This is a genomic window from Bacillus cereus group sp. Bce019, from assembly GCF_051781745.1.
Classification (GTDB): domain Bacteria; phylum Bacillota; class Bacilli; order Bacillales; family Bacillaceae_G; genus Bacillus_A; species Bacillus_A cereus.
Genome location: NZ_JBPWJX010000031.1, coordinates 19,711 through 43,817 on the forward strand (window position 1 = coordinate 19,711; position 24,107 = coordinate 43,817).

The following is a 24,107-nucleotide window of genomic DNA, read 5'->3' on the forward strand; positions in this document are numbered from 1 at the left end:
ATAAGGAATATTATTTTATCCCCCTATTTTAGAACGCAATGAAATCCCTAAGTCAATTATACCTAAGATTGTCACAAGAGGAAACAGCATCGGAATAAACATGCATGCAATAAAACTAATAATAGGAACCCCTTTAGTAAAACCTTTTCTATACGCTAAAAAGGCGATAAATGTCAGACCTTGCAGTACAAGCAATAGTGCAAATATGACATTTAGGTTAGAAAATACCATATGTAAATATGATGTTGGTTCTACTTTTATAAAAGTTGCTAACAAAATAAATATAACGTAATACCAAATGATACTCTTTGGTAATTGTATATCTTTAAATTTAGGCCAAGATATAACTTCATGTTTTAACTTTTTCAAAACACTACCTGATATTATCACTGTAATCCAAGAAAAACATACTGAAACTAGCACAAGTATACTTGGAAGTAACGATTGTAATATATCATTCATTTTTGCAAGTAGCTCTTTTTGTTCCTTACTAATCGGCATACCTGTAGCACTTACTATCTTTTCGCTTTTCGCCATACTTTCACTAAACATACTTTGCATTTGCTTCATTATATCTATGTTGAAAAACTTTATACTCGCAACATAAATAAGTACAAAACCAATTAAGTATGCAAGCGTCCCCGCTATTAAGATTTCAACTGGCTTTTTTCTTGTTTTATACATATATCCTAAAACAATCCCTATCAATCCAAACATAATTGTCTTCACTAAATTCAGCGGTTGACTCACAATAATAGTAACAAAAAGTGCTGCTACAAAAACCACGAGCACATTAGATAGTTTATGTCTTATCATTAATAGTATAAATGGTAACGGCAACGCAAAAGTTACAACTGTACCCAAAATCGGAACATACATAGATATAAGCAATAAAATTGCATATATAGCTAATAATGCTGCACCTTCTGTAATAAACTTTGTTTGTTTCACATTTTAACCTCTCTTTCAAAAAGAAAAGCATAGCAAAATGCACAGTAGAGTCCGACTCTACTGTGCATTTCATACGCTATTATTCACCAACATATGGTAAAAGTGCCATTTGACGAGCACGTTTAATTGCAACTGTAAGTTTGCGTTGGTATTTTGCGCTTGTTCCTGTTACACGACGAGGTAAAATTTTACCACGCTCAGAAACGAAACGTTTTAATAAATCAACATCTTTATAGTCAATGCGAGTGATGCCGTTAGCTGTGAAGAAACACACCTTACGACGTTTCGCACGTCCACCTTTGCGTCCTGCCATGTCTATTTCCCTCCATTCTTTGTTAAAACTAACAAATTTACTGTATTAGAACGGTAAATCGTCGTCGGAAATGTCGATCGGTTGACCTACATTTGAAAATGGATCGTCATTCTTCGTAAATCCAGAGTTACCTTGGTTACCTGAATTACTAGATTGACCAAATGGGTTAGAGCCTTGGTTACCGAAACCAGCTCCTGATGGTTGCTGATTAAATGAACCACGTTGCTCCCCACCGCCATTACGCGGCTCTAAAAATTGCACGCTTTCCGCAAGAACTTCTGTTACGTATACACGTTTACCATCTTGTCCCTCGTAATTACGAGTTTGAAGACGCCCATCTACGCCTGCTAAGCTACCTTTTTTCAAATAATTTGCTACGTTTTCTGCTTGTTTACGCCATATTACACAATTAATAAAGTCAGCTTCACGCTCACCTTGCTGATTGGCAAATGCGCGATTCACAGCTAACGTAAAAGTAGCTACTGCGACACCATTGGGCGTGTAACGTAAGTCAGGGTCCTTAGTTAAACGACCAACGAGGATAACACGATTCATCAATCGAACCACTCTCCCTTATATATCAATTATTTTTCTTCTTCTTTAACAACGATATGACGAAGGATGTCTTCGTTGATCTTAGCTAAACGGTCGAATTCGTTAATCGCTTCTGCGTTAGATTTCACGTTTAAGATCATGTAGAAACCTTCACGTAAGTCGTTGATTTCGTAAGCTAAACGACGCTTACCCCACTCTTTCGTGTTAATGATTTCTGCACCATTGTTTGTTAAAACACCTGCAAAACGTTCAACTAAAGCTTTTTGAGCTTCTTCTTCAACGCCAGGACGAATGATGTACATAATTTCGTACTTTCTCATTACACTTTCACCTCCTTTTGGTCTAAACGGCCCGTAATGGGCAAGGAGCAATTAATTTATAGTAATTACTCACGAGTTTAGATTATATCATAGTAAGTTATATGAATCAACTCACCAATACATAAAAAACTTGGCAAACATATAATATATTTGCCAAGTTCATATCTTTATTTTTCCTAGGAAATATTAAATTAAACGTTAAAACGGAAGTGCATAACATCTCCGTCTTTTACGATATATTCTTTTCCTTCTAAACGTACTTTTCCAGCTTCTTTTGCAGCTGTCATAGAACCGTTTGTCATTAAATCATCGTAAGAAACTGTTTCTGCACGAATAAATCCACGCTCAAAGTCTGTATGAATAACACCAGCACATTGTGGTGCCTTCATTCCTTGTTTAAATGTCCAAGCACGTACTTCTTGAACGCCAGCTGTAAAGTACGTAGCAAGTCCTAATAAGTCATATGCTGCACGAATTAATTGATCTAAACCAGACTCTTCAATTCCTAATTCTTCAAGGAATACTTTTTTCTCTTCTTCGTCTAATTCAGCGATTTCTGATTCAATTTTTGCACATACAACGATTACTTGAGAATTTTCATTTGCTGCAAATTCTTTTACCATTTGTACGTATTTATTTTCCGAAGGATCGATAATATCGTCTTCACTTACATTCGCTACGTATAACATTTCTTTTGTTGTAAGTAAATGAAGGCCTTTAACAATCTTCATCTGCTCTTCTGTAAATTCAACAGTACGAGCTGGTTTTCCCTCTTCAAAAGCTTCTTTTAAACGAACTAAAATTTCATGCTCATATACCGCTTCTTTATCTTTTTGTCTTGCTAATTTCGCAACACGCTCGATACGCTTATCAACAGACTCTAAATCCGCTAAAATTAGCTCTAAATTGATTGTTTCAATATCATCAATTGGATCTACTTTCCCTGAAACGTGCGTAATATTTTCGTCTTCAAAACAACGAACAACTTGGCAAATTGCATCTACTTGACGAATGTGAGATAAGAATTTATTTCCTAAACCTTCACCTTTACTAGCACCTTTTACGATACCTGCAATATCAGTAAACTCGAATACAGTCGGAACAGTCTTTTTCGGTTCTACTAATTCCGTTAATTTATTTAAACGCTCATCTGGTACTTCTACAATCCCTACGTTTGGATCAATTGTACAGAATGGATAGTTCGCAGATTCTGCTCCTGCTTGTGTAATTGCATTAAATAAAGTGGACTTCCCTACGTTAGGTAATCCAACAATCCCAGCCGTTAATCCCATATTTTTCACTCCTATGTCTCAATCTTTCATCATTATAGATAGTAACGAAAAAAATGACAAGTTTCCGCCAAACGAAAAAAAGTAACAGTTACCTACTGTAACTGTTACTCTCCCTCTATTCTTCGTGCTTCACAAGTATTTTTTTCACCTTACGATCAAACTCTCTTCGAGGAATCATTACTGAATGGTCACACCCCTCGCACTTAATGCGGATATCCATTCCCATACGAATAATTTTCCAACGATTCTCGCCACATGGATGGGCTTTCTTCATTTCCACAACATCATACAAGTTATATTCCTTTTGCTCCATTCTCCAAACTCCTCTCCATACTAAATTGCTTTTCCACTAACTAATTCTTCACGATTATATAAAACCATACGTGGATATGGAATTTCAATTCCATGTAAATCAAGACGATTTTTAATCTCTTTACGAAGTGCCCTTGCAATAACTGCATGTTGCATCGGTTCTACTTCAGCAATAACACGTAATATAACTTCTGATGCAGCTAATGTTTGCACACCTAATAATTGAGGCGTTGTTACCATTTTTTCGTACTTTGAAGGTAATTCTACTAATAAATCTTCAATAACTTGCTCTGCTTTCGCAATATCAGCCTCATATGAAATAGATACATCAACAAACGCTACACTATTACTAACTGAGTAGTTAGTAACTTGAATAATACTTCCATTTGGTAAAGTATGAATTTCACCTGTCCAACTCTTTACTTTCGTTGTACGAAGTCCAATTTCTAAAACGACTCCTTCAAATTGACCGATTTTAACATAATCGCCAACTGAAAACTGATCTTCTAACAAAATAAATAAACCTGTAATAACGTCTTTCACTAAACTTTGAGCACCAAATCCGACTGCTAAACCAATTACCCCAGCACCCGCTAATAAACCTGATGCATTAATATCAAACACACCTAAAATCGCAATTAGCATAATGAACATAACAACGTACGCTACAATATTTTCAAGTAATTTCGCTACTGTAACTGTACGACGTTCTGAAATTTGAATTGGAGAACGACTCCCCATACGAAACGCATTTCGTACAACCGCCCTTGCAATTCGCACAACAACTGCACCAATTGTTAAAATAATACATATTTTTAATGTCGCAACTCCAATATGAGCCCAACGATCAGCATCTAATAAATACTGTTTCATAGAATTAAACCACTTCGCTAATAAATCCATGTTCCTCTACCTCTCTAGCTAAAATTTCTTTTTAGTTACCCTTATTATTGTATCAGAAGTCCCCTAATTGCTGAAAAAATTTTATGATTTTAATCCTATTTTATCCCCGACATCCAGGTATAAAATGGAACGAATATATATATACTAGTACTATTATTTCCGTTTTCATTCACATTTTGCAAAAATTACGCACTTATAACTTTCCATTTTCCTCACCATATAACATATATTGAAAATTTATTAAAAGGATGGGTGCTTCATGAATATTGGAAGTTTTCGCTTACCATTTTTTGAGAAAGAAACTCAAAACGTTATGCACCAAGATCTAGAAGCCTCTGAGATAATCAGTAATTTCTTAATTACCCATATTCCTATTAAAACTAATATACCACTCATTCTCGTTTGTATCGGCACAGATCGCTCTACAGGTGACGCACTCGGTCCATTAGTTGGTACAAAACTTGAACAAATAGACATCCAAAACCTCCAAGTATTCGGTACACTAGATGAGCCAGTACATGCGCTAAATTTAGAAGAGAAAATTCAGAATATACAGAAAGAATATCCTACTGCATTTATAATTGCTGTTGATGCATGTTTAGGAAAGTCCCAAAATATCGGATCAATCACTACTGGAAAGGGACCTAGTAAACCTGGAGCTGCTATGAATAAGAAATTACCTGCAGTTGGTGATTTGCACATACACGGTATCGTCAATCTAAATGGGTTTATGGAGTTTTTCGTTCTTCAAAACACAAGATTAAGTTTAGTTATGAAAATGGCTGATGTAATCGCAAAAAGTATAAAAGAGACGGATCAAAAATTATCCGCATTAAAAAAAGCAAACCATCTATAAATAATAAGATGGTTTGCTTTTTAATTTTTCTGTGCTAATAGTTCTAAAATACGATTTAAATCTTCTTTATTAAAAAATTCAATTTCGATTTTACCTTTTTCTTTTTTCGTCTCTTTAATTTTCACATCTGTGCCAAACTTTTCTCTTAAGAACGTTTCACGTTCTACGAAAAATATATTTCGCTCTTTTTTCACTTTTTTTGTTTCACGTGAAACGTGTTGATTAATCTCTTGGACGATTTTCTCTAATTGACGAACATTTAATCCTTCTTTTTCAATGCGTTTCAATAAGGACTTCAATTGTTCTTCATCTTTTATCGTAAGTAAAGTTCTCCCATGAGCCATTGAAAGTTGACCATTTGCAATCATATCTTGTACGAAAGAAGGTAGGCTTAATAACCGAGTATAATTTGCAATGTAAGGTCTGCTTTTACCAAGACGTTTCGCTAATTGTTCTTGCGTTACATTTAGCTCATTCATTAACATCTGGTATGCCATTGCCTCTTCCATAGGATTTAAATCTTCTCGTTGTAAGTTTTCTAACAAAGCAAATTCCATCATTTGCTGTTCAGTTAATTGTCTTACAACCGCAGGTACTTTTTCTAAACCAGCCTCTTTTGCAGCACGAAATCGTCTTTCACCTGCAACAATTTCATATCCTTTAATACTCTTCCTAGCAATTAATGGTTGTAGAATACCGTGTTCCTTAATCGAAATTGCTAATTCCTGAATCGCTTCTTTATTAAAGTGTTTACGCGGTTGATATGGATTCGGCCTTAATTCAGTTACAAGAATCTCCTGAATTGTTTCCTCTTCTTTCACATCTAAATCAGGAAAAAACACATTAATTCCTCTTCCTAATCCTTTAGCCACCTGCAATCACTTCCTCTGCTAAATCTATATACACTTCTGCTCCTCTTGATTTAGCGTCATACTGCATAATAGGTTTCCCATGACTTGGAGCCTCGCTCAAGCGTACATTACGCGGAATAATCGAGCGATATACTTTATCCCTAAAATACTTTTTCACTTCATCTATAACTTGAATCCCTAAATTTGTACGGGCATCCAACATTGTTAACAATACACCTTGAATTGCTAAATTTTTATTTAAATGTTTTTGTACAAGTCGAACTGTATTTAATAGCTGACTTAACCCTTCTAGTGCGTAATATTCACACTGTACAGGAATAATAACAGAATCTGCTGCTGTTAATGCATTAATCGTTAATAACCCTAAAGATGGGGGACAGTCGATAATAATATAGTCATATTCATCACGAACTGGCTGTAATGCTCTTTGCAAACGTACTTCCCGGGAAATAGTCGGTACCAATTCAATTTCAGCACCAGCCAATTGAATTGTAGCGGGTAGAACATCTAAGTTTTCAGTTGCGGTTTTCTGTATAACCCCTTGAACATCTGCATCTTCCACAAGAACGTTGTAAATACATTGATCTAATTCAGATTTTTCAATTCCCACACCAGTCGTTGCATTTCCTTGAGCATCAATATCTACAAGAAGGACTTTTTTACCTACTTGCGCCAATCCAGCCCCTAAATTAACAGATGTTGTTGTTTTTCCAACACCGCCTTTTTGATTAGCAATAGCAATGATTTTTCCCATGATGTCACCTACTTTCAACCTTTCTATCTTATTCTAGTAACAATTACGTTTATTGTAACATGAAATAAAACTTTTTCTTTTACGTCCTTTATTAAACTTCAAAATTTATTTCTAAACTCCTTCTTCATTTAACAAGAAAATATAGTAAAAGAGACCTCTCCAATAGGATAAGGTCTCTAGCACGTCATTATTATTTTTTCTTTGGAATTTTAATTGTAATTTGATAGTACTCATCAAATTCTTCTTCCTCAGAATTAACATTCAAACCACTTTCAGTAACCATTTGTAAAGATTGTCTAATTGTATTCATAGCAATCCTCGTATCTCGACTTACTGCTTTTTGCTTTGCCTTACGCTTCGGTTTCGCTTCCTCTAGTAACTTCGCAATTCGTTCTTCTGTTTGCTTTACATTTAGTTGTCTCTCAACAATTTCCTGTAAAACCTTCAGTTGTAATTCCTCATTTTTTAAAGGAATGAGAGCGCGGGCATGACGTTCTGTAATGCTTTTTTCTAATAATGCACTTTTTATTTCTTCAGGCAACTTTAACAAGCGCAACTTATTTGCGATTGTAGATTGTCCTTTTCCAAGTCGTTGTGCCAATGCTTCTTGTGTTAAATTATGTAACTCAATCAGCTTTTGATATGCCACAGCTTCCTCGATTGCCGTTAGTTCCTCACGTTGCAAGTTTTCAATTAAAGCTACAGAAGCTGTCTCTGTATCATTTAAATTCTTTATAATTGCAGGAACCTTTTCCCAACCTAACTTTGTTGCCGCGCGAAAACGTCTTTCTCCAGCAATAATCTCGTACTTATCATCCTCATATTGCCTTACAACAATCGGTTGAATAAGTCCATGTGTACGAATTGTTAATGCTAGCTCATCAATACGCGCATCATCAAAAACTGTTCTTGGTTGATAACGGTTAGGGGTAATATTTACTATCGGAATTTCTTGTATTTCTTCATATACCTTTTTATCTATCTCTTCATGGCTTTCGTCTTGTAATTCGAATTCGCTCTCTTTATCTCCAAAGCCAAATAAACGAGAAAACGTATTTTTCATACATATTCCACCACCTTTTAGGCCTATTGACTATTCTCCATAAAATGTTTCCTATGAAACATTTACGTTTTCATTTATATAATTTAATCTTACGTCTAATAAGATTTATTTTTCAATAGGTAATTTATTGGGTGTTCCCGGTTTGCGTGGATATTTCTTTGGTGTCTTGCGCTTTTTCTCGATTAATAAAATATTACGTTCACTCTCTTCAAATGGTAATTGGAAAGTAGACATCTCTTTCAACTCTCCGCCTAGCACCTCTAAAGCATACTTGCCATTTTCAATTTCTTCGTTTGCTGCTGCACCTTTCATTGCAATGAATGTTCCTCCAACTTTTACAAGTGGTAAACATAGCTCACTTAATACAGAAAGACGCGCAACTGCACGTGCCATTACAATATCGTATGATTCACGTACACCTTCTTTTTTCCCAAATGTTTCAGCACGATCGTGACAAAATGCAACATCACTTAATTCTAACTTTTGGGCTAAGTGATTTAAGAAATTAATACGTTTTTGCAATGAATCTACAATTGTTACTTTTAAGTGCGGGAAACAGATTTTTAAAGGAATACTTGGGAATCCAGCCCCTGCACCAACATCACAAATTGAGAATGGTTTTGAAAAATCATAATAAAAAGCAGCTGTAATGGAATCAAAAAAGTGTTTTAAATATACTTCTTCTTTTTCTGTAATAGCCGTTAAGTTCATTTTTTCATTCCACTCTACTAATGTTTCAAAGTAGATTTTGAACTGCTCTAACTGTCTAGAAGAGAGGGTGATTCCCTTCTCTTCTAGCATAGATTGAAATTGTTCTATGTTCATCTAGCAATATCTCCTTACTATTTATTGGTTCGATACGCGTGCAATTTTTCCTTGTTCTATATACACAAGTAAAATGGAAATATCCGCTGGATTTACGCCAGAAATACGTGAAGCCTGCCCCATTGAAAGTGGACGAACATCTTTCAATTTCTGTCTAGCTTCTGAAGCAAGGCTAGAAATCGCATCATAATCAATATCTACAGGGATTTTTTTACTCTCCATTTTCTTCATACGCTCTACTTGCTGTAAAGATTTTTCAATATACCCTTCATACTTAATCTGAATTTCAACTTGTTCTTTAACTTCATCACTTAATTCTACTTCACTTGGTACTAAAAGATGAATATGCTCATATGTCATCTCTGGACGACGTAATAAGTCACTTGCACGTATTCCATCTTTCAATTCACTTCCGCCAATATTGCGAATTAATTCTTGAACTTCAGGACGTGGTTTAATAATAATGCTGCTTAAACGTTCCTTTTCCTGTTCAATTTGTAATTTTTTATTTGTAAATCGCTCATAGCGCTCTTCTTTAATTAATCCAATTTCACGACCAACTTCAGTTAAACGAAGATCAGCATTATCGTGGCGTAATAATAGACGGTATTCTGCACGAGACGTTAATAAACGATATGGTTCATTTGTACCTTTCGTTACAAGATCATCAATTAAGACGCCAATATAAGCATCCTCGCGACCTAAAACAACTTCTTTTTTACCTAAAGAACGGCATGCTGCATTAATTCCAGCCATAAGCCCTTGTCCGGCCGCCTCTTCGTAACCAGAAGTTCCATTAATTTGTCCTGCTGTATATAAATTTTTAATCTTTTTCGTTTCAAGTGTTGGCCATAGTTGTGTTGGCACAATTGCATCATATTCAATTGCATAACCTGTACGCATCATTTCAACATTTTCTAGGCCTGGAATTGTTCTAAGCATGTCACGTTGTACATCTTCTGGTAAGCTTGTGGATAAACCTTGTACATATACTTCTTGTGTATTACGCCCTTCTGGCTCTAAGAAAATTTGATGACGTGGTTTATCATTAAATCTTACTACTTTGTCTTCAATAGAAGGACAGTATCTAGGGCCTGTTCCTTTAATCATACCAGAATACATAGCTGAACGATGTAAATTTTCATCTATTAAACGGTGTGTTTCTGTACTTGTATATGTCAACCAACATGGAATTTGATCCATAATAAATTTCGTTGTTTCAAAAGAGAACGCACGTGGCTTATCATCACCTGGTTGAATTTCTGTTTTACTGTAGTCAATTGTATTACTGTTTACACGCGGAGGTGTCCCTGTTTTAAATCTAACAAGATCAAATCCAAGTTCCTCTAAATGCTCAGATAATGTAATAGACGGTTGCTGATTATTTGGACCGCTTGAATATTTTAAGTCGCCCATGATAATCTCGCCGCGTAAAAATGTTCCAGTTGTAATTACAACGGTTTTTGCTGTATATTCTGCACCAGCTTGTGTAACTACCCCTTTACATACACCTTCTTCAACGATTAAACGCTCTACCATTCCTTGGAACAACGTTAAGTTTGGTGTTTCTTCAATTGTTTTCTTTAATTCATGTTGGTAAGCGAATTTATCAGCTTGCGCTCGAAGTGCACGTACGGCTGGTCCCTTACCTGTATTTAGCATACGCATTTGAATATGAGTTTTATCAATATTACGTCCCATTTCTCCGCCTAATGCATCAATTTCACGAACAACAATCCCTTTTGCTGGTCCACCAACAGAAGGGTTACATGGCATGAATGCTACCATATCCAAATTAATTGTTAACATTAATGTTTTTGAGCCCATTCGTGCTGCCGCAAGACCAGCTTCACATCCTGCATGACCTGCACCGATTACTATGACATCGTATGAACCGGCATTGTATCCCATTGTTTATTCCTCCTAATAATCTCTATCTTTCTACAACTTCACTATATTATTTTCCTAAACAAAATTGAGAGAACAACTGGTCAATTAAGCTTTCATGCACTGTGTCCCCAGTAATTTCACCAAGTATTTCCCACGTTCTTGTTAAATCAATTTGTACCATATCAATTGGTACACCATTTTCAATCGCCTCAACTGCATCACCGATTGTTTTTCCTGCTTGTGTTAATAATCCAATATGTCTCGCATTAGAAACATATGTCATATCTGCAGAATCGATTGTTCCTTCAAAGAATAAATCAGCTATTGCCTTTTCGAGTTCATCTATTCCTTGTTCCTCAATTAAGGATGTTGTAATAACACGATTTCCCGCGGCTAACTCTGTAACACGTTCCATATCAATCGCTTGCGGTAAATCAGTCTTATTCACAATAACAATAAAGTCTTTTCCTTGTACCGCACGGAATAGATCTTCATCCTCATTTGTTAAAGCCTCGCTATAGTTGACAACAACTAATACTAAATCCGCTTGGCTCATCATTTCTTTTGAACGTTCCACACCAATTCGTTCAACAACATCTTCTGTCTCCCGAATACCGGCTGTATCTATAAGTTTAAGAGGTACACCACGCACGTTAACGTACTCTTCAATAACATCACGAGTTGTTCCTGCAATATCAGTTACAATTGCCTTTTTCTCCTGAACAAGACTATTTAATAACGATGATTTCCCAACGTTAGGTCTACCGATAATTGCTGTAGCAATACCTTCACGTAAAATTTTCCCCTGTTTTGATGTTTCTAATATTTTTTCGATTTCCGAACGAACATGCGTCGCTTTCTCAATTAAAATATTATGTGTCATCTCTTCTACATCATCGTATTCTGGATAATCTATATTTACCTCAACATGAGCTAATGTTTCTAATATTTCTTGACGCAAAAGACCAATTAATTTAGATAATCGCCCTTCCATTTGATTAATTGCTACATTCATCGCACGATCTGTTTTTGCTCGAATCAAATCCATAACAGCTTCTGCTTGTGATAAGTCGATACGTCCATTTAAAAAAGCACGTTTTGTAAATTCGCCCGGTTCTGCCAATCGTACTCCTTGTGCTAGAATAAGTTGCAATACTTTATTTACTGAAACAAGTCCACCGTGACAGTTAATTTCCACTATATTTTCACGTGTAAAAGTCCTTGGTGCGCGCATAATAGACACCATAACTTCTTCAATAACTTGATTTGTATCTAAATCAACAATATGACCATAATGAATAGTGTGAGAAGGAACCTCTGTTAAATCCTTCCCCTTAAAAATACGATCAACTTTCTCAACCGCATCATCCCCACTTACTCGAACAATGGCAATTGCACCCTCTCCAAGCGCTGTGGAAATCGCAGCAATTGTATCAAATTCCATGTCCTTTCACCTCACTTGCTTATTTATCTCTATTTCAACATGATTATTTCTTTCACTAAATTATTAGGATACCATAACGAACCTATCTACAAAAGAAGAATAACTCATTTTATTATATCCCCATGTAAAAAACACTAAACTTATTCACAGTGGATAAGTTTAGTGTTTTTTAGTTATCCACATCTATTTTCCGCTCAAAAAAACCGGCACTCATTTGAGCAACCGGTCATTTAGGAGATATTACAACATGCCGATGTGGTTCATTTCCTTCAGAAGTTGTATTGATACCTTGATGATTTGATAATGCCTGATGAATAATTTTTCGTTCAAAAGATGGCATCGGTTCTAAAATAACTCTTTTTTTCGTATTAAATACTTGTTTCGCTAATCGATAAGAAAGTGATTCTAACGTACTTTTTCTTTTACTACGATAATTTTCAGCATCTAGTGTAATACCGATATACTGCTTCGTGTTACGATTCGCGACAAGTTTTGTTAAATACTGTAAAGAGTTCAATGTATTACCTCTTTTCCCAATTAAAACACCTACATTATCACCAGAAATTGTAAATTCAATTTCGCGTCCTTTTACAATTTTACTAATCTCGACTTCCACACCCATATCGTGAATAACATTTCTTAAATATTCTTCACATTCTTGAATTGGATCTTTCTTCAATACAACTTCTACTACTGCAGGGCGATTCCCAAATAAACCTAAGAATCCCCTTTTACCCTCATCGACAATATTTATATCTACTCGATCTTTTGATGTATTTAATTGCCTTAAAGCATCCTCTACTGCCAGCTCGACTGTTTGTCCTTTAGCAGTAATTACACTCACTTGCTTGAGCCTCCAGCCTTACCAGCCTTACTAGCCTTAATCTCTGGCCCTTTAATAAAGTACATTTGAGCAATACCAAAGATATTACCAACAACCCAGTAAAGTGATAATGCAGCTGGGAAGTTAATTGCAAAGATTAAAATCATAATCGGCATAAGCCAAAGCATCATTGCCATTTGTGGATTTTGGCCAGCTGTTCCTGCCATTGCAAGCTTTTGCTGAATAAATGTCGTAATTGCTGCAACGACTGGTAAGATATAGAACGGGTCTGCATGTCCTAAATCGAACCATAAGAAACTATGTTGTTTAATTTCAGCTGTTCTCATAATTGCATGATAAAAAGCGAACAGAATTGGCATTTGAATAAAGATTGGTAAACAACCAGCTAATGGATTTACACCATTTTTTTGGTATAACTGCATCATTTCTTGCTGCAGTTTTTGCTGTGTCGCTTGATCTTTAGAGCTATATTTCTCTTTTAACTTCACCATTTCCGGTTGTAACGCTTGCATCGCTTTCGTACTCTTCGTTTGTTTAATCATTAATGGTAATAACGCAAAACGAATGATAAGAGTCGTAACAACAATTGCTAAACCATAATTACTGTTAAATAAGTTTGCAAAATACGTGATTAACTGAGAAAGCGGGTATACGAAGTATTCATTCCAAATTCCAGTGCTTTTTGGTGTAATTGGCTGATTTACTTCACTACAGCCAGCAGTAATCGCCATTAATGCAATAAGCATGGCTAGTAAACCTAATTTCTTTTTCAAAGCCTACTCCTCCTTGTATCGGTATGTATATAGTGTAATTCATTTCCTTACGCTACTTTTTTATTCTTTTCATACCAGAGCGTTTAAAGACATGAATTAAGCTTTTCTTTACTTCTTCATATGTCATCTCTGCACAAGGCTTCCTTGCTATTATAACAAAATCTTTTCCAGAAGCTATCTCATCTTTTAACTCTGTAATAGCCTGACGGACCATGCGCTTAATTCGATTACGAACTACTGCATTTCCTATTTTCTTGCTAACAGAAAGGCCGATGCGAAAGTTTGGCTGTTCTTCTTTATCTAATTGGTATACAACAAACTGACGATTTGCATTTGATTTTCCTTTTTGAAAAACCGCCTGGAATTCATCATTCTTCTTTATACGATGTTTTTTCTTCATATCAATTGACACTCCTGTATTTCATCAGCGGAAATTCACTATTATTAGAAAAAAAGACCACTGAACGATCAGTGGTCTACGCAGATAATACTTTTCTTCCTTTACGACGACGAGCTGCTAGCACTTTACGTCCGTTCGCTGTGCTCATACGGCTGCGGAAACCATGTACTTTGCTGCGCTTACGTTTATTTGGTTGGTAAGTTCTTTTCATTATATGACACCTCCCTGAGGAATATCTGTTAAAGACAGTCCTATAAATTATAGTTAATTAACTAGGAAAATGTCAATGGTTCTAGAAATTTTCATCAAATATTCATTTTGAACCTATTCACATACTTTTTCACAGCACCTATATTTCCTTGTGGATAAATATTTTTTCACGTTTTTTATATCCACAAACTTTTTTCGCACTTTTACACAGTATATCGTGTTGTGGACAAGTTTATTCCACAAGGTATTGATTTTGTGGATAACTTTCTTAAATTCATTGCTATAGCCACTTTTTTTTGATATTATAGTTGTGTTTTCACTTTGAATAAGTTTTCCACACCTTTATCTTATCCACAATTTGTGTATAACATGTGGACAGTTTTAATCACATGTGGGTAAATAGTTGTCCACATTTGCTTTTTTTGTCGAAAACCCTATCTCATATACAAACGACGTTTTTAGGTTTTAAAATACGTTTCGTATAAATATACATTTTATATTTATTAGGTTGTACATTTGTTGCGCAACCTTATTCTTTTACCAACTTAGTAAAGGAGGGACACCTTTGGAAAATATCTCTGATTTATGGAATAGTGCCTTAAAAGAATTAGAAAAAAAGGTAAGCAAGCCTAGTTATGAGACATGGTTAAAATCCACAACGGCTCATAACTTGAAGAAAGACGTATTAACGATTACAGCTCCGAATGAATTTGCTCGTGACTGGCTAGAATCTCATTACTCCGAACTAATTTCAGAAACACTATACGATTTAACAGGGGCAAAATTAGCAATTCGCTTTATTATTCCCCAAAGTCAAGCTGAAGAGGACATTGATCTGCCTCCAGTTAAGCCGAATCCAGCACAAGATGATTCAGCTCATTTACCACAGAGCATGTTAAATCCAAAATATACATTCGATACATTTGTTATTGGCTCTGGTAACCGTTTTGCCCATGCAGCTTCATTAGCTGTAGCTGAGGCGCCAGCTAAAGCGTATAATCCACTCTTTATTTACGGGGGAGTTGGACTTGGAAAGACACATTTAATGCACGCAATTGGTCATTATGTAATTGAACATAATCCAAATGCAAAAGTTGTATATTTATCATCAGAAAAATTTACAAATGAATTTATTAACTCTATTCGTGATAATAAAGCTGTTGATTTTCGTAATAAATATCGTAACGTAGATGTTTTATTGATAGATGATATTCAATTTCTTGCTGGAAAAGAACAGACTCAAGAAGAGTTTTTCCATACATTTAATGCATTACACGAAGAAAGTAAACAAATTGTAATTTCTAGTGACCGACCACCAAAAGAAATTCCAACTTTAGAAGATCGTCTTCGTTCCCGCTTTGAATGGGGACTTATTACAGACATTACGCCGCCAGATTTAGAGACACGAATTGCGATTTTACGCAAAAAAGCAAAAGCTGAAGGGCTTGATATACCAAATGAAGTTATGCTTTATATCGCAAATCAAATTGATTCAAATATTCGTGAATTAGAAGGTGCACTTATCCGAGTTGTAGCTTATTCATCTTTAATTAATAAAGATATTAATGCTGATTTAGCAGCTGAAGCACTTAAAGATATTATTCCAAATTCTAAGCCGAAAATTATCTCTATTTATGATATTCAAAAAGCTGTCGGGGACGTTTATCAAGTGAAATTAGAAGATTTTAAAGCGAAAAAACGTACAAAATCAGTTGCGTTTCCTCGCCAAATTGCAATGTATTTATCGCGCGAGCTTACAGATTCCTCTTTACCAAAAATAGGTGAAGAATTTGGTGGACGTGATCATACAACAGTTATCCATGCCCATGAAAAAATCTCTAAACTACTAAAAACCGATACGCAATTACAAAAGCAAGTTGAAGAAATTAATGGTATTTTAAAGTAGTAGCTGAATAGTGTGAATAACTTACCTTGTTTTACGCACAGTCTATCCACATGTAGATAGACTGTTTTTACATCCTTTAGCGGGGTTATCCACATATCCACAAGCCCTATTACTATTACTACTATTTTTTATCTTTATTAATTAAATAAAATCTTATACTTACCGGAGGTTTTTCTTTATGCGTTTTACAATACAAAAAGACTATCTTGTAAGAGGTGTACAAGATGTAATGAAGGCAGTTTCTTCTCGTACAACAATCCCAATTCTTACGGGAATTAAAGTTGTAGCAACTGAAGAAGGAGTTACATTAACAGGAAGCGATGCTGATATTTCGATTGAATCGTTTATTCCAGTCGAAGAAGATGGAAAAGAAATCGTAGAAATAGCTCAATCAGGAAGCATTGTTTTACAGGCAAAATATTTTAGTGAGATTGTAAAAAAACTACCTAAAGACACTGTCGAAATTTCTGTAGAAAATCATTTTATGACAAAAATAAAATCTGGAAAATCAGAGTTTAACTTAAATGGTTTAGATTCTGCAGAATATCCGTTATTGCCACAGATTGAAGAACATCATGTATTTAAGATACCAACAGATTTACTTAAACATATGATCAGACAAACTGTATTTGCAGTTTCTACTTCTGAAACAAGACCAATCTTGACAGGTGTAAACTGGAAGGTATATAACAGCGAGTTAACTTGTATTGCAACAGATAGTCATAGGCTGGCACTTCGAAAAGCAAAAATTGAAGGACATAATATTGCAGATGAATTCCAAGCTAATGTTGTTATCCCAGGTAAGAGCTTAAATGAATTAAGTAAAATTTTAGATGAGTCTGAAGAAATGGTAGATATCGTTATTACGGAGTATCAAGTATTATTCCGTACAAAACATTTATTATTCTTCTCAAGATTGTTAGAAGGGAATTATCCTGATACGACACGTTTAATTCCGGCAGAGAGTAAAACGGATATTTTTGTGAATACAAAAGAATTCCTACAAGCAATTGATCGTGCTTCACTATTAGCAAGAGATGGCCGCAATAACGTTGTTAAATTATCAACTTTAGAGCAAGAAATGCTAGAGATTTCTTCGAATTCACCAGAAATCGGAAAAGTTGTCGAAGAAGTACAATGCGAAAAAGTAGATGGAGAAGAGTTAAAAATATCTTTTAGTGCAAAATATATGATGGATGCATTGAAAGCTTTGGATAGTACAGAGATTAAAGTTAGCTTTACTGGGGCGATGAGACCGTTCTTAATTCGTACAGTAAATGATGATTCAATTATTCAATTAATTTTACCGGTTCGTACTTACTAGGTAAGGAATAAGGGTTGCTAGTTTAAAGATGCTAGTGGCCCTTATTTGATTTTTGGGTATTACTTTCCTAATGCTAGTTTATTTAGTACAATGAAAGAATGAACACTTTCAGAAAGTGAGCGATTTTATGAAACGTATTAAAATTTCAACAGAGTATATTACACTAGGACAATTTTTAAAGTTAGCTGATGTAATTGATACAGGTGGCGCTGTAAAATGGTTTTTACAAGAATATGAAGTGTACGTGAACAACGAACTTGAAAATAGAAGAGGTCGCAAACTATATGCGAATGATGTTATTGAAATTCCAGGAAGCGGAACTTTCCAAGTTCAGGCATAAAGGGGGAGCCCTTTGTTTATTTCAGAAATACAATTAAAAAACTATCGCAATTATGAAAAATTAGAGCTTTCCTTTGAAGATAAGGTAAATGTAATTATCGGCGAAAATGCGCAAGGGAAAACAAATTTGATGGAAGCTATTTATGTTTTAGCGATGGCGAAATCTCATAGAACCTCTAATGATCGCGAACTTATCCGCTGGGATGAAGATTTTGGTCAAATAAAAGGGAAATTACAAAAAAGAAACAGTTCTTTGTCTTTGGAATTAAATATTTCGAAAAAAGGTAAAAAGGCAAAATTAAATCAACTTGAACAGCAAAAGTTAAGTCAATATATTGGCGTGATGAACGTTGTCATGTTTGCCCCAGAAGATTTAAATCTTGTAAAAGGAAGCCCTCAAGTAAGAAGACGCTTTTTAGATATGGAATTAGGACAAATAGCTCCTGTATATTTGTATGAATTAAGTCAATATCAAAAGGTGCTCACGCAACGAAATCACTTGTTGAAAAAAATGCAAGGGAATAGTAAGAATGAGGAAACGATGTTGGATGTATTTACACTTCAACTAATTGAGCATGGTGCGAAAATACTGCAAAAACGTTTTGAATTTTTGCATTTGCTACAGGAATGGGCAGCTCCAATTCATCGAGGTATAAGCCGTGGATTAGAAGAGTTAGAAATTGTCTATAAACCAAGTGTAGATGTATCAGAATCAATGGATTTGTCGAAAATAAAAGAAGTATACTATGAAAGTTTTCAATCTGTGAAACAACGTGAAATTTTCCGTGGTACGACTTTAATTGGTCCTCATCGTGACGATTTACAATTCTTCGTTAATAGTAAAAATGTTCAAGTCTTTGGTTCGCAAGGACAACAACGAACGACCGCACTATCCCTAAAATTAGCTGAAATTGAATTGATTTATTCAGAGGTTAAAGAATATCCAATCCTTTTGTTGGATGATGTTTTATCAGAATTAGATGATTATCGTCAATCACATCTTTTAAATACAATTCAAGGAAAAGTGCAAACATTTGTTACAACGACGAGTGTCGACGGAATTGAACACGAAACATTAAAAGAAGCGAAAACAATTCATGTAACGAACGGCACTGTAGATTGTGAAATAGATAGGGAATAACCCCTGTTTAAATGGAAAAGTAGGTGATCTTTGTGTCAATGGAACAAAAGCAAATGCAAGAAAATGCATATGATGAAAGTCAGATACAGGTGCTTGAAGGACTAGAGGCAGTTCGGAAACGCCCTGGTATGTATATTGGATCTACAAGTGGAAAAGGGCTTCACCATCTTGTTTGGGAAATCGTAGATAATAGTATTGATGAAGCACTTGCAGGTTATTGTGATGAAATTAATGTTAGTATCGAAGAAGATAATAGTATTCGTGTAACGGATAATGGGCGTGGTATTCCGGTTGGTATACAAGAAAAAATGGGACGTCCAGCTGTAGAAGTTATTATGACTGTTCTCCACGCCGGTGGTAAATTTGGCGGTGGCGGTTATAAAGTTTCTGGTGGTTTACATGGTGTTGGGGCATCGGTTGTAAATGCTCTATCAACAGAATTAGAAGTATTTGTACATCGTGAAGGTAAAATCCATTATCAAAAATACGAAAGAGGTATTCCGGTTGCAGATTTAAAAGTCATTGGTGACACCGATCAAACAGGAACAATAACTCGATTTAAACCAGATCCGGAAATTTTCCAAGAAACAACAGTATACGATTTTGATACGCTAGCAACTCGTATGCGTGAATTAGCGTTTTTAAATCGTAATATTAAATTAACAATTGAAGATAAACGTGAACATAAGCAAAAGAAAGAATTCCATTACGAAGGTGGAATTAAATCATACGTTGAGCATTTAAATCGCTCAAAACAACCGATTCATGAAGAGCCTGTGTACGTAGAAGGTTCAAAAGATGGTATTCAGGTTGAGGTTTCTCTTCAATATAACGAAGGATACACAAATAATATTTACTCATTTACGAATAACATCCATACGTATGAAGGTGGTACACATGAGGTAGGTTTTAAAACAGCTTTAACTCGTGTAATCAACGACTATGGTCGTAAAAATAGCATTTTAAAAGATGCGGACAGTAATTTAACTGGTGAGGATGTTCGTGAAGGTTTAACAGCAATTGTATCAATCAAGCATCCAAATCCACAATTTGAAGGACAAACGAAGACAAAACTTGGGAATAGTGAAGCGAGAACAATTACAGAGTCTGTATTCTCAGAGGCATTTGAAAAGTTCTTACTAGAAAATCCTAATGTAGCGCGAAAAATTGTAGAAAAAGGTACGATGGCTGCACGTGCACGTGTAGCTGCGAAAAAAGCGCGTGAATTGACACGTCGAAAGAGTGCGTTAGAAGTTTCAAGTTTACCTGGTAAATTAGCTGATTGCTCTTCGAAAGATCCAGCAATTAGTGAAATTTACATCGTAGAGGGTGACTCTGCGGGTGGATCTGCAAAACAAGGACGCGATCGTCATTTCCAAGCAATTTTACCGCTGAAAGGTAAAATTATTAATGTGGAAAAGGCGCGCTTAGATAAGATTTTATCAAATGATGAAGTTCGTACAATTATTACGGCAATCGGTACAAATATTGGTGGAGACTTCGATATTGAAAAAGCACGCTATCATAAAGTTATTATTATGACCGATGCCGATGTTGATGGTGCACATATTCGTACCCTATTATTAACGTTCTTCTATCGTTATATGCGTCAAATAATTGAGTGTGGTTATATCTATATTGCACAGCCGCCATTGTTTAAAATACAACAAGGTAAAAAAATTCAATATGCTTACAACGATAAGGAACTTGAAAAAATCTTAGCTGAGCTACCAGCCCAGCCGAAACCAGGAATTCAACGTTATAAAGGTCTTGGGGAGATGAATCCAACTCAGCTATGGGAGACGACAATGGATCCAGAAGTACGTTCGTTACTTCAAGTTTCTCTTCAAGATGCAATAGAAGCAGACGAAACGTTTGAAATTTTAATGGGTGATAAAGTAGAACCGCGTCGTAACTTTATCCAAGAGAATGCAAAATACGTGAAGAACCTTGATATTTAAATGAGTAATGACAGGAATCTAAGTATTCCTGTCTTCTACATATAAATCAATGTATGTGTAACGGAAATGTAAGAGGAGGTGCTCGTTGATGTCAGACAATCAACAACAAGCACGAATTCGAGAAATTAATATTAGTCATGAAATGCGTACCTCATTTTTAGATTACGCAATGAGTGTTATCGTATCTCGTGCATTACCAGATGTTCGTGATGGATTAAAACCTGTGCATCGTAGGGTTTTATATGCGATGAATGATTTAGGAATTACAGCTGATAAAGCGTATAAGAAATCAGCACGTATTGTCGGTGAAGTAATCGGTAAGTATCACCCTCATGGTGATTCAGCCGTTTATGAAACAATGGTACGTATGGCGCAAGATTTTAGTCAACGTTATATGCTTGTAGATGGGCATGGTAACTTCGGTTCTGTAGATGGAGATTCAGCAGCAGCAATGCGTTATACAGAGGCAAGAATGTCTAAGATTTCTATGGAATTAATACGTGATATTTCAAAAAATACAATTGATTATCAAGATAACTATGATGGTTCCGAAAGAGAACCGATAGTACTACCAGCGCGTTTCCCTAATTTATTAGTAAACGGTACAACAGGTATTGCTGTTGGTATGGCAACAAATATACCGCCGCATCAGCTTGGCGAAGTAATTGATGGTGTGCTGGCATTAAGTCATAATCCTGATATTACTATCGCAGAATTGATGGAATATATTCCTGGTCCAGACTTTCCGACGGCAGGTTTAATTTTAGGAAGAAGTGGAATTCGAAGAGCTTATGAAACAGGTCGCGGTTCCATTATGCTTCGTGCTAAGGTTGAAATTGAAGAGAAGTCAAACGGTAAACAATCTATTATCGTAACTGAACTACCTTATCAAGTTAATAAGGCGCGATTAATTGAAAAAATCGCAGAATTAGTTCGCGATAAGAAAATTGAAGGTATTACAGATTTACGTGATGAATCAGATCGTAATGGTATGCGTATTGTCATGGAAGTACGTCGTGATGCTAATGCAAACGTACTATTAAACAATCTATATAAACATACAGCGCTTCAAACAAGTTTCGGTATTAATATGTTGTCTCTTGTAAATGGGGAGCCACAAGTACTAAATTTAAAACAAAATCTATATCATTATTTAGAGCATCAGAAGGTAGTAATTCGTAGACGTACTGCTTATGAATTAGAAAAAGCAGAAGCACGTGCTCATATTTTAGAAGGATTACGAATTGCTTTAGATCATCTTGATGAAGTTATTACGTTAATTCGTAGTTCAAAAACGGCAGATATTGCAAAGCAAGGCTTAATGGAACGTTTTGGTTTAAGTGAGAAACAAGCGCAAGCGATTTTAGATATGCGTCTGCAACGCTTAACTGGATTAGAACGTGAAAAAATTGAGCAAGAATATCAAGACTTAATGAAGTTAATTGCTGAATTAAAAGCGATTTTAGCAGATGAAGAAAAAGTTCTTGAGATTATTCGTGAAGAATTAACAGAAGTAAAAGAGCGTTTCAATGATAAGAGACGAACAGAAATTACAATTGGCGGTATGGAATTTATTGAAGATGAAGATTTAATTCCTGAACAAAACATTGCGATTACGTTAACTCATAACGGTTATATTAAGAGGTTACCAGCTTCTACGTACAAAACACAGAACCGTGGGGGACGTGGTGTGCAAGGAATGGGTACGAATGATGATGACTTTGTTGAACATTTATTAACAACGTCTACTCATGATCATATTTTATTCTTTACAAACAAGGGTAAAGTATACCGTACGAAAGGATATGAAATTCCAGAGTATAGTCGTACTGCAAAAGGACTACCAATTATTAACCTATTAGGGGTAGATAAGGGTGAGTGGATTAACGCTATTATTCCGATTCGTGAATTTGGTGACGATCAGTTCTTATTCTTTACGACAAAACAAGGGGTTTCTAAGAGAACGCCACTTTCATCATTTGCAAATATACGTACAAATGGTTTAATTGCAATTTCTCTTCGTGAAGAGGATGAAGTAATATCTGTACGTTTAACATCGGGTGATAAGGATATTATTGTCGGGACAAGTAACGGTATGCTAATTCGTTTCAATGAACAAGATGTTCGTTCTATGGGACGTAATGCTGCAGGTGTTAAAGCTATTACGTTGGGCGATGAAGACCAAGTTGTAGGTATGGAAATTGTCGAAGAGGATGTAAATGTTCTAATTGTAACGAAAAATGGTTACGGAAAGCGTACACCGATTGATGAATACCGTCTGCAAAGTCGCGGTGGTAAAGGTCTGAAAACTTGTAACATTACAGATAAGAACGGTAAATTAGTAGCTGTTAAGTCTGTTACAGGTGAAGAAGATATTATGTTAATTACAGCGGCAGGCGTTATTATTCGTATGCCAGTTGATCAAATCTCTCAAATGGGACGTAATACACAAGGTGTTCGTCTAATTCGATTAGAGGAAGACCAAGAGGTAGCGACGGTAGCAAAAGCACAAAAAGATGAAGAGGAAGAAACGAGTGAAGAGGTTTCTTCAGAAGAATAAGAGAGGGAATTTTCCCTCTCTTTATTTTTTTATAATAATACTTGCATAGGGAAGAGAAAGCCTATATAATAGGCAGAGTCAGCAAATGAGAGATACAACTTATCAAAAAAACTTGTTGACGAAAATAATATAGTATGATATATTATAAAAGTCGCTGAAACGCGATGTTGAACTTTGAAAACTAAACGAAACAAACAACGTGAAACGTCAATTTTTATTTTTGATGCTAGACAAACTAACTTTATTGGAGAGTTTGATCCTGGCTCAGGATGAACGCTGGCGGCGTGCCTAATACATGC

The 24,107-nt window shown here is 35.5% G+C and carries 24 protein-coding genes; 7 read left to right on the forward strand and 17 right to left on the reverse strand.

From position 1 onward, the window contains the following. Positions 1-15: 15 nt before the first annotated feature. The 7 genes from ACS2QP_RS25895 to ACS2QP_RS25925 all read right to left on the reverse strand — a co-directional run bounded on the left by ACS2QP_RS25895 (position 16) and on the right by ACS2QP_RS25925 (position 4,646). Positions 16-951 (reverse strand): YybS family protein, encoded by a 936-nt coding sequence (locus tag ACS2QP_RS25895; RefSeq protein WP_061457942.1) that lies wholly within the window; start codon positions 949-951, stop codon positions 16-18. 79 nt (positions 952-1,030) lie between these two features. After that, the gene (gene rpsR, locus ACS2QP_RS25900; protein WP_000918873.1) at positions 1,031-1,264 is read right to left on the reverse strand and encodes a 30S ribosomal protein S18; all 234 of its coding nucleotides are present in this window, start codon (positions 1,262-1,264) and stop codon (positions 1,031-1,033) included. A gap of 45 nt (positions 1,265-1,309) precedes the next feature. Beyond that, positions 1,310-1,822 carry a single-stranded DNA-binding protein gene (gene ssb, locus ACS2QP_RS25905; RefSeq protein ID WP_000981966.1) on the reverse strand — a complete coding sequence of 171 codons (513 nt, stop codon included), beginning with the start codon at positions 1,820-1,822 and terminating at the stop codon, positions 1,310-1,312. A 26-nt stretch (positions 1,823-1,848) separates the two neighbouring features. After that, positions 1,849-2,139 (reverse strand): 30S ribosomal protein S6, encoded by a 291-nt coding sequence (rpsF, locus tag ACS2QP_RS25910; RefSeq protein ID WP_001233778.1) that lies wholly within the window; start codon positions 2,137-2,139, stop codon positions 1,849-1,851. Positions 2,140-2,330: 191 nt separating this feature from the next. Beyond that, positions 2,331-3,431 (reverse strand): redox-regulated ATPase YchF, encoded by a 1,101-nt coding sequence (gene ychF / locus ACS2QP_RS25915; protein ID WP_000524657.1) that lies wholly within the window; start codon positions 3,429-3,431, stop codon positions 2,331-2,333. Positions 3,432-3,546: 115 nt separating this feature from the next. After that, positions 3,547-3,744 carry a DUF951 domain-containing protein gene (locus tag ACS2QP_RS25920; protein WP_000435485.1) on the reverse strand — a complete coding sequence of 66 codons (198 nt, stop codon included), beginning with the start codon at positions 3,742-3,744 and terminating at the stop codon, positions 3,547-3,549. Between the two features lie 20 nt (positions 3,745-3,764). Continuing rightward, positions 3,765-4,646, reverse strand: a complete 882-nt coding sequence (locus ACS2QP_RS25925; RefSeq protein WP_000364814.1) for a mechanosensitive ion channel family protein — start codon at positions 4,644-4,646, stop codon at positions 3,765-3,767. Positions 4,647-4,905: 259 nt separating this feature from the next. On the opposite strand from ACS2QP_RS25925, the gene yyaC reads away from it, so the two are divergent. Beyond that, positions 4,906-5,502: a spore protease YyaC gene (gene yyaC, locus ACS2QP_RS25930; RefSeq protein WP_438882976.1), complete on the forward strand. Its 597-nt coding sequence runs from the start codon at positions 4,906-4,908 to the stop codon at positions 5,500-5,502. A 20-nt stretch (positions 5,503-5,522) separates the two neighbouring features. Here yyaC and spo0J read toward each other — a convergent pair whose 3' ends face one another. The 10 genes from spo0J to rpmH form a co-directional block, all read right to left on the reverse strand. Then, positions 5,523-6,374, reverse strand: coding sequence for a stage 0 sporulation protein Spo0J (gene spo0J / locus ACS2QP_RS25935; protein ID WP_001051832.1), 852 nt, complete (start codon positions 6,372-6,374; stop codon positions 5,523-5,525). Continuing rightward, a complete protein-coding gene (gene soj / locus ACS2QP_RS25940; RefSeq protein WP_000516114.1) occupies positions 6,367-7,128 on the reverse strand; it encodes a sporulation initiation inhibitor protein Soj in 762 nt (253 codons plus the stop codon). The genes spo0J and soj overlap by 8 nt, the downstream gene beginning before the upstream one ends. Positions 7,129-7,318: 190 nt before the next feature. Beyond that, on the reverse strand, positions 7,319-8,191 hold the full coding sequence (gene noc / locus ACS2QP_RS25945) for a nucleoid occlusion protein (RefSeq protein WP_326263559.1): 873 nt from the start codon (positions 8,189-8,191) through the stop codon (positions 7,319-7,321). Positions 8,192-8,296: 105 nt separating this feature from the next. After that, positions 8,297-9,016 carry a 16S rRNA (guanine(527)-N(7))-methyltransferase RsmG gene (gene rsmG, locus ACS2QP_RS25950; RefSeq protein ID WP_001019628.1) on the reverse strand — a complete coding sequence of 240 codons (720 nt, stop codon included), beginning with the start codon at positions 9,014-9,016 and terminating at the stop codon, positions 8,297-8,299. 21 nt (positions 9,017-9,037) lie between these two features. After that, positions 9,038-10,927, reverse strand: a complete 1,890-nt coding sequence (gene mnmG, locus ACS2QP_RS25955) for a tRNA uridine-5-carboxymethylaminomethyl(34) synthesis enzyme MnmG (RefSeq protein ID WP_000541031.1) — start codon at positions 10,925-10,927, stop codon at positions 9,038-9,040. Between the two features lie 46 nt (positions 10,928-10,973). Further along, positions 10,974-12,350, reverse strand: coding sequence for a tRNA uridine-5-carboxymethylaminomethyl(34) synthesis GTPase MnmE (gene mnmE, locus ACS2QP_RS25960; RefSeq protein ID WP_000393757.1), 1,377 nt, complete (start codon positions 12,348-12,350; stop codon positions 10,974-10,976). Positions 12,351-12,576: 226 nt separating this feature from the next. After that, a complete protein-coding gene (gene jag, locus ACS2QP_RS25965; RefSeq protein WP_000111516.1) occupies positions 12,577-13,194 on the reverse strand; it encodes an RNA-binding cell elongation regulator Jag/EloR in 618 nt (205 codons plus the stop codon). After that, positions 13,191-13,967, reverse strand: a complete 777-nt coding sequence (gene spoIIIJ / locus ACS2QP_RS25970; RefSeq protein WP_000727734.1) for a YidC family membrane integrase SpoIIIJ — start codon at positions 13,965-13,967, stop codon at positions 13,191-13,193. Before spoIIIJ ends, jag begins: the two co-directional genes overlap by 4 nt. A gap of 52 nt (positions 13,968-14,019) precedes the next feature. Beyond that, positions 14,020-14,367 (reverse strand): ribonuclease P protein component, encoded by a 348-nt coding sequence (gene rnpA, locus ACS2QP_RS25975; protein ID WP_000726619.1) that lies wholly within the window; start codon positions 14,365-14,367, stop codon positions 14,020-14,022. 76 nt (positions 14,368-14,443) lie between these two features. After that, the gene (gene rpmH / locus ACS2QP_RS25980; RefSeq protein WP_000831901.1) at positions 14,444-14,578 is read right to left on the reverse strand and encodes a 50S ribosomal protein L34; all 135 of its coding nucleotides are present in this window, start codon (positions 14,576-14,578) and stop codon (positions 14,444-14,446) included. A gap of 564 nt (positions 14,579-15,142) precedes the next feature. Here rpmH and dnaA point away from each other — a divergent pair. The 6 genes from dnaA (at position 15,143) to gyrA (ending at position 23,808) form a co-directional block, all read left to right on the forward strand. Beyond that, complete coding sequence (gene dnaA / locus ACS2QP_RS25985; RefSeq protein ID WP_000428017.1) at positions 15,143-16,483, forward strand: chromosomal replication initiator protein DnaA; 1,341 nt, start codon at positions 15,143-15,145, stop codon at positions 16,481-16,483. 178 nt (positions 16,484-16,661) lie between these two features. Beyond that, the gene (dnaN, locus tag ACS2QP_RS25990; protein WP_001212884.1) at positions 16,662-17,807 is read left to right on the forward strand and encodes a DNA polymerase III subunit beta; all 1,146 of its coding nucleotides are present in this window, start codon (positions 16,662-16,664) and stop codon (positions 17,805-17,807) included. A gap of 127 nt (positions 17,808-17,934) precedes the next feature. Then, complete coding sequence (gene yaaA / locus ACS2QP_RS25995; RefSeq protein ID WP_000821364.1) at positions 17,935-18,147, forward strand: S4 domain-containing protein YaaA; 213 nt, start codon at positions 17,935-17,937, stop codon at positions 18,145-18,147. Between the two features lie 12 nt (positions 18,148-18,159). Then, on the forward strand, positions 18,160-19,287 hold the full coding sequence (gene recF, locus ACS2QP_RS26000) for a DNA replication/repair protein RecF (protein WP_000470745.1): 1,128 nt from the start codon (positions 18,160-18,162) through the stop codon (positions 19,285-19,287). 38 nt (positions 19,288-19,325) lie between these two features. Next, a complete protein-coding gene (gene gyrB, locus ACS2QP_RS26005) occupies positions 19,326-21,248 on the forward strand; it encodes a DNA topoisomerase (ATP-hydrolyzing) subunit B (RefSeq protein ID WP_000435982.1) in 1,923 nt (640 codons plus the stop codon). 88 nt (positions 21,249-21,336) lie between these two features. Further along, entirely contained in the window at positions 21,337-23,808 is a 2,472-nt protein-coding gene (gene gyrA, locus ACS2QP_RS26010) for a DNA gyrase subunit A (protein WP_001282864.1), read from the forward strand. Positions 23,809-24,107 lie beyond the last annotated feature (299 nt).